Below are 332 nucleotides of genomic sequence, written 5' to 3' on the forward strand. Positions count from 1 at the left end.
CAATTTGTCTAAGGGCTCCCGCCATCTCAGAAGAATTAATAGTCAACTCTGCCTGAGAAAAACGGTTGTCTTCATGATATAGTTTCCACGATTTCTGGATTTCTTGGTTGATTTGGGTTAATGCTCCGCTTTCAGATAAAAAGGTATTATTCAACTCATCAATTTTGTTTGTAATTTCTTTTATCTCATCGTCGGTCCAATTTATACTATTTACTAGCCTACTTAACATACTACCTGAAGCATTTCCCAACTCCTTCTCAGGCGTTCTTGAAGCGGGTACATAGAGTACCCTAATTTTATCCAAATCCTTTCTAGGAGCACGGTGCTTATCT

Annotated in this window: 1 pseudogene; it reads right to left on the bottom strand. The window is 38.3% G+C overall.

The features are described 5' to 3' along the window. Nucleotides 1-332, bottom strand: a pseudogene (locus tag C1E99_RS01205) (ATP-dependent endonuclease); the annotation flags it as partial.

Source organism: Streptococcus suis, assembly GCF_002964045.1.
In the GTDB taxonomy this organism is placed as follows: Bacteria; Bacillota; Bacilli; order Lactobacillales; family Streptococcaceae; genus Streptococcus; species Streptococcus suis_U.